The 9,720-nt window shown below is 40.6% G+C and carries 11 protein-coding genes; all 11 read right to left on the bottom strand.

The window, feature by feature from the left end:
• Positions 1 to 120: 120 nt before the first annotated feature.
• The 11 genes from HYW79_02910 to HYW79_02860 all read right to left on the bottom strand — a co-directional run bounded on the left by HYW79_02910 (position 121) and on the right by HYW79_02860 (position 9,719).
• A complete protein-coding gene (locus HYW79_02910; GenBank protein MBI2635471.1) occupies positions 121 to 369 on the bottom strand; it encodes a hypothetical protein in 249 nt (82 codons plus the stop codon).
• Between the two features lie 35 nt (positions 370 to 404).
• Positions 405 to 701 (bottom strand): zinc finger-like domain-containing protein, encoded by a 297-nt coding sequence (locus tag HYW79_02905; protein ID MBI2635470.1) that lies wholly within the window; start codon positions 699 to 701, stop codon positions 405 to 407.
• Positions 698 to 934 carry a helix-turn-helix domain-containing protein gene (locus HYW79_02900; protein MBI2635469.1) on the bottom strand — a complete coding sequence of 79 codons (237 nt, stop codon included), beginning with the start codon at positions 932 to 934 and terminating at the stop codon, positions 698 to 700. Before HYW79_02900 ends, HYW79_02905 begins: the two co-directional genes overlap by 4 nt.
• A 133-nt stretch (positions 935 to 1,067) precedes the next feature.
• The gene (gene secA, locus HYW79_02895) at positions 1,068 to 3,674 is read right to left on the bottom strand and encodes a preprotein translocase subunit SecA (GenBank protein ID MBI2635468.1); all 2,607 of its coding nucleotides are present in this window, start codon (positions 3,672 to 3,674) and stop codon (positions 1,068 to 1,070) included.
• Positions 3,675 to 3,740: 66 nt separating this feature from the next.
• Positions 3,741 to 4,622: an arginase family protein gene (locus HYW79_02890; protein MBI2635467.1), complete on the bottom strand. Its 882-nt coding sequence runs from the start codon at positions 4,620 to 4,622 to the stop codon at positions 3,741 to 3,743.
• Between the two features lie 206 nt (positions 4,623 to 4,828).
• Positions 4,829 to 5,185 carry a ribosome-associated translation inhibitor RaiA gene (gene raiA, locus HYW79_02885; GenBank protein ID MBI2635466.1) on the bottom strand — a complete coding sequence of 119 codons (357 nt, stop codon included), beginning with the start codon at positions 5,183 to 5,185 and terminating at the stop codon, positions 4,829 to 4,831.
• Between the two features lie 349 nt (positions 5,186 to 5,534).
• Positions 5,535 to 6,017 carry a hypothetical protein gene (locus HYW79_02880; protein MBI2635465.1) on the bottom strand — a complete coding sequence of 161 codons (483 nt, stop codon included), beginning with the start codon at positions 6,015 to 6,017 and terminating at the stop codon, positions 5,535 to 5,537.
• Between the two features lies 1 nt (position 6,018).
• Complete coding sequence (locus tag HYW79_02875; protein MBI2635464.1) at positions 6,019 to 6,513, bottom strand: hypothetical protein; 495 nt, start codon at positions 6,511 to 6,513, stop codon at positions 6,019 to 6,021.
• A gap of 4 nt (positions 6,514 to 6,517) precedes the next feature.
• Complete coding sequence (locus HYW79_02870) at positions 6,518 to 7,771, bottom strand: trypsin-like peptidase domain-containing protein (GenBank protein MBI2635463.1); 1,254 nt, start codon at positions 7,769 to 7,771, stop codon at positions 6,518 to 6,520.
• 2 nt (positions 7,772 to 7,773) lie between these two features.
• Entirely contained in the window at positions 7,774 to 8,952 is a 1,179-nt protein-coding gene (locus tag HYW79_02865) for a cysteine desulfurase (GenBank protein MBI2635462.1), read from the bottom strand.
• Positions 8,952 to 9,719, bottom strand: a complete 768-nt coding sequence (locus tag HYW79_02860; GenBank protein ID MBI2635461.1) for a PD-(D/E)XK nuclease family protein — start codon at positions 9,717 to 9,719, stop codon at positions 8,952 to 8,954. Before HYW79_02860 ends, HYW79_02865 begins: the two co-directional genes overlap by 1 nt.
• Position 9,720: the final 1 nt, after the last annotated feature.

Below are 9,720 nucleotides of genomic sequence, written 5' to 3'. Positions count from 1 at the left end.
TGAACTTCTGGATGGCACGCTTCACCGCTATCGCCACATTCGATCCCTGATCCGTCGACTCGTAATGCTTCGGATAGGGATCGTGGACGGTCAGTTTGATGTAGTAATTTTTCATGGTTCTTATCGCGGGTTTTTAAGGTACTTGATCAGTTCCTCGAGCAGGGCATCGTATATCTTTCCGTAGGCGTAATCGGTAAGTTTAGAGTCGTCTACGAAGTCCACCGTCAGCTTTCCCATCAGTTCGCCGGTCTCGTCTCCAAGATCATCGATGATTTGATCGGCGATTCGGTTTTTTACGATGTCGGTGATTCTGCTTCGCATCGCTCGAATCTCCTTGTCGATGGTTTTTTTCAATTGCGCTTTTGTCATGGTTGTAATTTTTAATTGGTTTATTAATTCGACCTTTAGAAATAAATCGGGAAATGTGCTTCGATCTCTTTTTCGGCTTCGTCTCTCTGGTTTTGATCGTCTGGATCGGGAGCCGTTTCGCCTGATCCGCCGCAGTGGTTGCATGTCTGGGCTTCCTCGTCTCTGATCTCGCCGGCTTCCTGGCTCGCCGGTATCGAGGTTGAGCCGCTTCCGCCGCATTCCTCGCATTCTCGTTTTTCACCTTTCTCGATGTACTCGGTGATCTTTTCTTCTTTGAAGTCCTCGGGGAGTTCATCCCAGTCGAGGACAAATTGGTATTTGTCGTAATTCATGATTTTGATTGGTTGTGGATAACTTTGGCTGGTGTTCGACCTTTTGGGGGCATGGCAAATCCCTGCTCGTTTCTTTCGAGCAGTCCTTGCCATTCCCATTTCTGCACCAGCTGGCCGAGTCGCTGGGGAGTGATGTTGAACTCCTTCGCGATCTCTACCTGGCTTTTTCCGCTGGCCAGCAATTTCCTGATCTGCTGGTTTCGCTCTGATTTTTCTAAATGTGAATTTTTCATGTTTTTGACTTATTTTTTTACTAAATCTCTATGACACTTTCTGTTGGATATACAAAAAACCCGACATCTTTTCAGATGTCGGGTTTGTGGTTTTGGCTTGTTTTAAGGTCTTTTTAGACCTTTTTGGTCATCCCTACGTCATGTGACACTTCTTATATTTTTTCCCGCTACCGCACCAGCAAGGATCGTTACGGCCAACCTCTTTTCTTGAATCAGCAGGTTTACTAGATATTGGCGTTGGCTGTATAGAAATGTTTTGCGCTCGGGGCGAGGCGACTTTAAATATCATCGCCGCAACCCGCGACTCAAAGTTCAAAAGCATGTCGCCAAAAAGTTTCCGGCTTTCTTGTTTGTATTCAACTAAAGGGTCCCTCTGGCCATAGGCCCGAAGCCGCACGCTGTCGCGCAAATACTCCATATCTTCCAAATGATTCATCCAGAAATTATCTAAAATATTTAGCATAACCATTTTTTCGATTTGTCCCATTAATCCAATCCCAATTTCTTTTTCTTTTTGGTTATATAAATCTTCCGCCATATTTTCATAGTGAGTCTTTATTTCTTCTCTATCGTTTTTTACCGCCAAAAATTCTTTTTCCCCGTCGTTTACCGGAAAAAACATTCTAAGATTTTCAAAAACTTCTTCCCTGTTCCAAACATCGGGATTATCGCCTGCCATATGAAAATTTATTACGTTGCCAACTTGTTTTTTGAATATCGTGATTAATTCTTCGCGGGAAAATCCCGACAAAATTTCGTATCTTTTTTTATAAACCAAAGTCCGATGCTGGTTCATCACATCGTCATATTCAAGAATGTGCTTTCGCGCGTCAAAATTAAATCCTTCAATTTTTGACTGGGCCGATTCTATGGCTCGAGATACAAGGCCTGCTTCAATCGGCTGGTCTTCTGAAATATTCAAAGTTTCCATTAAATTTTTGATTCTTTCTCCGCCAAAAACTTTTAAAAGATTATCTTCCAAAGAAGCAAAAAATTGCGAAGAACCCGGGTCGCCTTGTCTTCCGGACCGCCCTCTTAGTTGATTATCAATCCGCCGTGCTTCGTGCCTTTCGGTCCCAATAACGTGGAGACCCCCTAATTCCTGAACCCTTCGACTCTGTTCAGGGTCTTGGGGGTTTCCTCCCAAGATAATATCAACGCCGCGGCCGGCCATGTTTGTGGCAACAGTTACGGCGCCAAGACGTCCGGCTTGAGCATGAATTACCGCTTCTCTTTCGTGTTGTTTGGCATTTAAGACTTCATGTTTTATCCCTTCGCGAGAAAGCATTTGCGAAAGCCGTTCATTGTTTTGTATGGAAATAGTGCCGACTAAAACCGGTTGGCCTTTTTCGTGCCGTTCTTTTATGTCGCCGACAACAGCGCGAAATTTAGCTTCGTCGGTTTTATAAATCCGATCAGACAAATCTTTCCTTACCATCGGTTTATGAGTTGGCACGATAACAACGCCTAGGTTATAAACCTTATGGAATTCTTCCGCGGAGGTGGCGGCGGTACCTGTCATACCGGAGAGTTTTTCGTAAAGGCGGAAAAAATTTTGGAAAGTAACGGTGGCCAATGTTCGTGATTCCTGCTGAACTCTTACGCCTTCTTTAGCCTCAATTGCCTGATGAAGCCCTTCGGAGTATCGCCGGCCAGCCAAAAGACGACCGGTGAATTCATCAACGATGATAATTTCGCCGTTTTTAACGACATAATCTTTATCTTTGTGAAAAAGAGCCTGTGCCCGAAGCGCTTGTTCCAAATGGTGAACATAGCGAGCTCCTTTTTCGTCATAAATGTTTCCTAAACCAAGTATTTTTTCAACTTTGTTTAAACCCAAATCGCTAATCACGGCTGTTCTCATTTTTAAATCAACATTATAATCCTCGTTTTCTTTTAGTCGCGGTACGATTTTGGAAAATGTTTCATACAGTTTTGGCGATTCCGCGTCCGGCATGGAAATAATAAGCGGTGTTCGCGCTTCGTCAATCAAAATACTGTCTACTTCGTCAACAATGGCAAAAGCACGGCCTGGGCTTATCACTTGCGATAAATCGGCAATTAGGTTGTCCCGTAAATAATCAAATCCGAATTCGGTATTAGTGCCGTAAACTAAATCGCAATTATAGGCATCTTTTTTAGCTGCTGGACGCAAAAATTCATGAATTATTTTAAAACTTCCGGTTTCATCTCTCTCAATATCCTGTAATTTTTCCGTGTGAGCCGGGTCATAAATATAACTATTATCAGAATTAACACAGCCGACCGTTAAACCCAAAAAACTATAAATCTGACCCATCCAAACCGTATCGCGCCGTGCCAGATAATCATTAACGGTAATAATATGAACGCCCCTATCTTTTTGTCCCACTGCATGGGGTATGGCATTTAAATAGGCCGCCAAAGTCGCGGTTAATGTTTTACCTTCGCCTGTTGCCATTTGGGCTATTTTCCCTTTATGAAGGGCGATGCCGCCTATGAGCTGTTCATCAAAATGACGCTGATTAAGAGTGCGTTTGGCCGTTTCTCTTACGAGAGCAAAGGCCTCGGGAAGGATATCATCAAGCGATTCTCCGCTTAAAAAACGTTTTTTAAAATCTTCAGTTTTATTTTTTAAATCTTCATCCGAAAGCTTTAAAAAACCTTCTTCAAGGGAATTTATTTTTTTTACTATTGGCACAACGCCTTTTAAATATCTTTCATTGGCATCGCCAAAAATCCGCGATAGTATGCTTGACATAATCACATAACTTTACAGTAAAATAACTGATTTTACAAACTTAATGTAAAAACCCCTTAAAGGGGCTTAGGAAACAATTTCTTTTATGATCTTGACACCCAGGTCGACTGTTTGATCGCGGCGTAAAACCAGTTTCTGCCACCATTTTAAGGGATTAATTTCAACCAAATCTGCGGCTTTCAAATTCTGCAATTTGAATTTTAACTGTTTTACCAAATAAATAAGTTCACTATCGGTTAACCCGCCGGGACTCGGACAGCCGGTACCGGGCGCGAATGCTTGGGAAACTACATCAATATCTATAGAAAGATAGGCTGCTTCAAGATTGCCTAACTTTTTCAAACAAGCTGCCAACAGCAGATTGTCTGTAATACAAACTTTTGGATCGTCTATTACAGACATTTGGAAATACTCAATTCCGCGGCTTTTAAAGAACTCATATTCTTGCTTTTCCATCTGCCTGATACCAATAACAAGAACATTCTTTGGGTTGACTCGCCTTTCTTCTACCAACTTACGAAGCCAATCAGAGTGGATTGGCCAACCGGCCTTTTGACAGCAATCGGGATGAGCGTCTAAAACGATAAGACCGCATTGTTCTTTGGTTGCCTTACTAAGCGCTGAAAATGTCGTGTAAGTTACAGTATGAGAACCTCCTAAAAATAAAACATTTTTGTCATGGAACAACGAGGTCGACTCCGTAAGCAGGCGTTTATTCATGCGCCACCAACTATCAACATCATTTTGAAACCAAAAATCTATGTCGATTGTATGCCATTCCAAGTTCTTGATTTCCGCGCCGTTATTCGAGAGAAAAATGCTTTGCCTTATAAATTCTTTATGAAGCGCATCGGGCGCCCGGCGGGTATTTTTGGGGCTGGCTAAATTTAAATGATTATATCCGCCTCCGTAAGGCACCTTAACTATCATCCATTCTCTCCTTCTCATCGCCGACTCCTCGGTTTCTTAAAAGAATTTTTAACTTTGAAAGAACGACAAATTATCCCATGTTTTTTTAAAGCTTGTCAATCCTTCGATTCTACTCAGGATTGACACTGAGCGTAGTCGAATGTGTTAATCCTTCGATTCTACTCAGGATTGACACTGAGCGTAGTCGAATGTGTCAATCCTTCGAAATTAAATGTGCCAGTAATTTACCCGCCTTTTAATAATTTTTTAAACATGCGCGCCCCCTTTTTGTAGAGAGAAATATTTTTTTCTTTATTATCTTTTATTTTTCTCTGAAGTTCGTCTTTCGCACGGTCAATAGCAACTCTTAAATCCCACTCTTGCGCAATAACCCGTATTAAGTAGCCCGGAAGAGCTAAGTTAATTTCCGCTACAAAAATATCTCCCTTTTGATGATGGCGGGTGGTTTTACCAAGCTCGACATCGGCTGAAATGCTTTCGTCATTCGGTAAAAATTTGTTAAGAGAATTCAATTTTTCCTCAAGATAAGTTTGAATCGCCGGCGTTAAATTAAAATTTGTTGTTTTGATATTGATTCTCATGTTGTTTGTTATTAAAACGTTAAGGCTTCTTTTTGCGTTTCATCACCAAGATACATTATTTGTATTATACAATAAGATACAGATATAATTAAATAAATCGCTTTTAAAGGGGTCCGGTGTAAAAGCAATCCACTTAAAGACATTTGAATTGGGATTTAGCCTTTCCCGGATCCCTTTAAGGGCGGTTATTAATGAATATCAACCCCGTAAATTGCGGGGTTGATAGTATAAAGCCCCGCGAACGGGGCTTAATACCGACATTGAATCGGTGATCCCTTGCGAGACCATCATCCACTTATCCACAGTATATCTTATATTAAACAATAAGTCAAATATGAATCCATTATTATTAAAGCGCTAATAACTTCCAGAAACCGCTTTTATTTTTAATGAGTTCCACCTCGGCGGCCTCTTGTCCCGTTTCATCAAAAATTTTAAAGAGATAACGAGCATCGCCCATTGCGCTGCCATTTTTTAAATTTTTTAAATCGCTTATTAAATCACCTAAAATATTAGCGTCTTTAAGAAGTGTTAAATTCTCCGCTTCTTTTTCTCTTGCTTCGGGAACAAAGTATCTAACGGCTAAGGCCAAATCATTTTTTTCTAGAGCGCTTATAAAAAGTGAAGTTGTTTCCTGCGGTGTTTTACCGCCCATATTATAGAACTCGTCTTTTTCGCTTTCGGATATGTTTTGAGAGGTTCTTGCCGCATCCGGATTTTTTATCTTTATTTCGGTTCCGTATTTTCCTAAAAACCATAATCCGAACAAGCCCGCGCCTAAAATAAGCCCAAAAACTGCAAAACTTCTTAATATTCCAGTGTATTTTTTCATATTAGTATCGCGCTGGCAACCAAGAACTTATTAATATAAAAATTATTATAAGAATAGCGCCGCCGCAAATATCTTTATATAAAATTTTTTTATAGCCTCCTTTATCATAATCTCTAAATAAACCCGGCCGTCTTTTAAAATATTCTTTCAAAATATCAAAACATATTGAAAAAATTACCGCAAAAATACCACTAAGAATAAAAAAAGCAAAAGGTAAAAATGAAATGGTCCAGATTAACTCGCTAAAACCCAGAGTTGCTGCCGCGCAAACAATAAATATTTTGTGCTTAGCTCTCAAACCGAAAAGTTCTCCGGCTTGACGACTGATTAACAATCCCCTCCAAAATAATAAAAATGTGAAAAAACTTAACAATAAAAGTCCCGAAAAGAATCCTAATCTTTGAGTTAAAATCATCAGCCAAACTATACCGGATACGAAAAATACAATGAGCGGCGACAATACAGAAAAAATTTTTGGAGTTAAAAACTTTTTCACTACTTTATGGCTTTTCAGCCAGTATTATTTCAATAACTTTAATCTCGCCGTCTTGCCAAACTTTTATTTTTATCTTACCGCCGACAGATAAAAGATTTATTCTGGAAATTAAAGGATGGTCGCGGTCAATTTTATAACCCCCTAATTCCAAAATGATGTCACCTTCTTTTAGGCCGATTTTATCGGCCGGTGAACCGGCAATGACTCCGGATTCGCCTTTATCCCCCTTGGCAATTAGCGCTCCGTAATCAAAAGGCAGTTTTTTTGATTCTTTTAAAGCAGTGGTAATGGTTATGTATCTTACGCCTATATAGGGAGTCTTAATTTTTCCAAAAACACGAATGTCGTTTACAATTCGTTTTATTTGATTAATCGGGATGGCAAAACCGATACTTTGAGCGCCAGAAACCATCGCCGTGTTAACACCGATAACTTCGCCCTTCAGATTTAAAAGCGGACCGCCGGAATTGCCGGGATTTATTGAAGCATCGGTTTGGATAACGTCATAAATTGTTTCAGTCGATCCGCCGCCGGTAGCAGTAACACTGCGCGCTAAACCAGAAACAACGCCTACACTGACGGTGTTTCTAAATTCTCCTAAAGCGTTCCCGATGGCAATCGCGGCCTGGCCTACCAGAACGGCATCGGAATCGCCCAGTTTTACGGTTGGCAAATTTGAAGTTTCAATTTTTATTACCGCAATATCGTTAATTGAATCGCGTGCCAGAACTTTCGCCGAGTACTTTTGACCGTCATTTGTGAAAACCGTGTATTCTGCTTGCGTGTCGGCTACCACGTGGCGATTTGTTAAAATCATGCCGTCACCGGAAATAATAAATCCGCTACCGCCCCCTACTTCCTGCTTTTGAAATCCTTTTTGACGGAACTGAGGAATTTGAATATCTCCGAAAAATTGCTTGAAAAACGGGTCGTCCCCGAACGGGCTAGAATAATACTGTTCTATAATCGGAACGTTTTTGGTAATGACAATGCTTACCACCGCCGGCGAGGCTATTTTAACCGCGTTTATAACTTGGGCCTCGTAGCCGATTGGCACATAAACAACTGACTGGTTTAAATTTGGCAGCTGAACTTTTTCAGGGTAAAACCAATTTAAAAAAGGAGTTTTTTGTAAAAAATCATAAACTGCCGCATTTGATGTTATTGAAGAACCTAATGGGCTGCTAACGGCAAAAGCCGTAATAAAGCTTACGGTAAACGCTATTAAAATAACTTCTTTTAATGAATATTCTTTCATTTTTAAACTTTTAAATTTCTTATTGTTTTATTTATTATTTCCGCGGCTTTTTTAATTTCTTTCTCGTTGGTGCTTTTTCCCAAAGTTATTCTGATGCTTTCCTTTGCCTGCTTTTCGTTAAGACCGATAGCCTTTAAAACATGCGACACGCTTAACGCCCTTGAAGAACAGGCTGAACCGGCCGAAACCGCTACTCCCGCTTGATCTAAAGCCACAAGAAGCGTTTCGTTGCTTACTCCAGGGAATCTTAAATTTAGGTTATTCGGCAAGCGATTGCTTATAGAACCGTTTATCTTAATTTCTTCATTATTTTTAATTATATAATTTAGCAATTTGTCACGCAAATCAAGGATATGCTTAAATTGCGCTTCTTTATTTTTGAAAATAAGCTCAATTGCTTTGGCAAAACCTGCAATACCTGCAACATTTTCCGTGCCTGAACGCAAACCAAATTCCTGACCGCCTCCGGAAATTACCGGAGAAATCGGCGAGTTTTTTCTGACGTACAACCCGCCTATTCCTTTTGGCCCATAAATTTTGTGTCCGGAAAAAGTCATCAGGTCAACCTTGAGCCAATCAGGGCGGCATTCCAGAAACTGAAATGCCTGAACCGCGTCGGTATGAAAATATATTTTTGAAAGCCCGCTTTCGAGTCTTTTTTTATTTATTTTTTCTAAAAGTTTTCCGATTTCTTTAACCGATTGAATTGTTCCTATCTCGTTATTCGCGTAAATTATGCTTACTAAAACTGTGTTATTTTTAATCATCTTTTCTAAATCAAAAATGTTTATAAACCCATCTTTATTAACTGGTAAATAAGTTATTTCATGGCCTATTTTTTGGAGCTCCTTTAACGGCTCAAGAACCGACTCGTGTTCAATAACTGAAGTTATAAAGTGCATTGTCTTCACCAGATTGCGATCGCTGGCTGATGATGCTGATAAAATTGCGAGATTATTCGCTTCGGTTGCCGAGCCGGTAAAAATAATTTCATCAAATCGGCAATTTAAAAGCTTGGCGATTTTCTCCCGCGCCTCATCAATCGCCGCTATCGCCTCCTGCCCAAAAGAATGCGCCGAAGAAGCATTTCCGAATTTATCAGAAAAATAAGGCATCATTGCCCTTAAAACCTCCTTATCAACCGGCGTGGTCGCCGCATAATCAAGATAAATTCTTTTCATTAACTTAACGCGCCGTTTCGCTCTTTAACTTCTTGTTCGGCCTTAGTGCGCCAGTCGCGGCCGGCACAAAGTTCATGGTAAGAGCAGAATTCACAGGTCCAATTTATAATCCATTTTCCTTTTTCTTCGTCAAAAATAACCGGATCAGGCACCGGCGGCAATTCATCATTTTTCCACGAACTGTTTAAAGTTTCCAGTTGCCCTATCATGGAATTTACCAATTCTTCAGAATAATTGACCGGAATAATGAGCCGATTTAAATCGTCTCGCGAAACATAAATAATACGTCCTTCAATGCTCTTAAAGTTCACTTCCGGCAGCTCCGGATGGCCGGTTTTTCTAAGCCGCCACAAATAAAACAATGCCTGCAGTTTATGTTGAGGCTGGGCCTCCTTACTTTTGATTTTATATTTAAAACTATAAGAATTGGTGGATTTTATTTCATAAAGTACCGGCCTTCCGCCTTCATTTAAAATCAGATCCACCTTGCCGGACGCCTCATATTCCGGCGCCTCAACCCTCAATTGTTCGGCAACTAAACTGCCGGATTGTTTAACCTTATTAACAATCCACTCTTCAACTATCTTTCCCACTTCCATGATCCCCATTCTATCCGGCGGAATAGTTGAGGTCGGCGGCAGGCCTTTGCGGCGATAGAACGCGCCCCGAAGACACGAATTCAAATCGGTTGCCCACCAGCTCTTTTTGACGTATGGCTCACGATTAAAGCTTTCATTTATTATTTTATCTAAAAACGTTTCACCCATA

It is taken from the genome of Parcubacteria group bacterium (assembly GCA_016186325.1).
In the GTDB taxonomy this organism is placed as follows: domain Bacteria; phylum Patescibacteriota; class Minisyncoccia; order UBA10092; family UBA10092; genus JACPHB01.
Note: the sequence above shows the minus strand (reverse complement) of the source record. Positions and strands in the feature narration are given on the sequence as shown.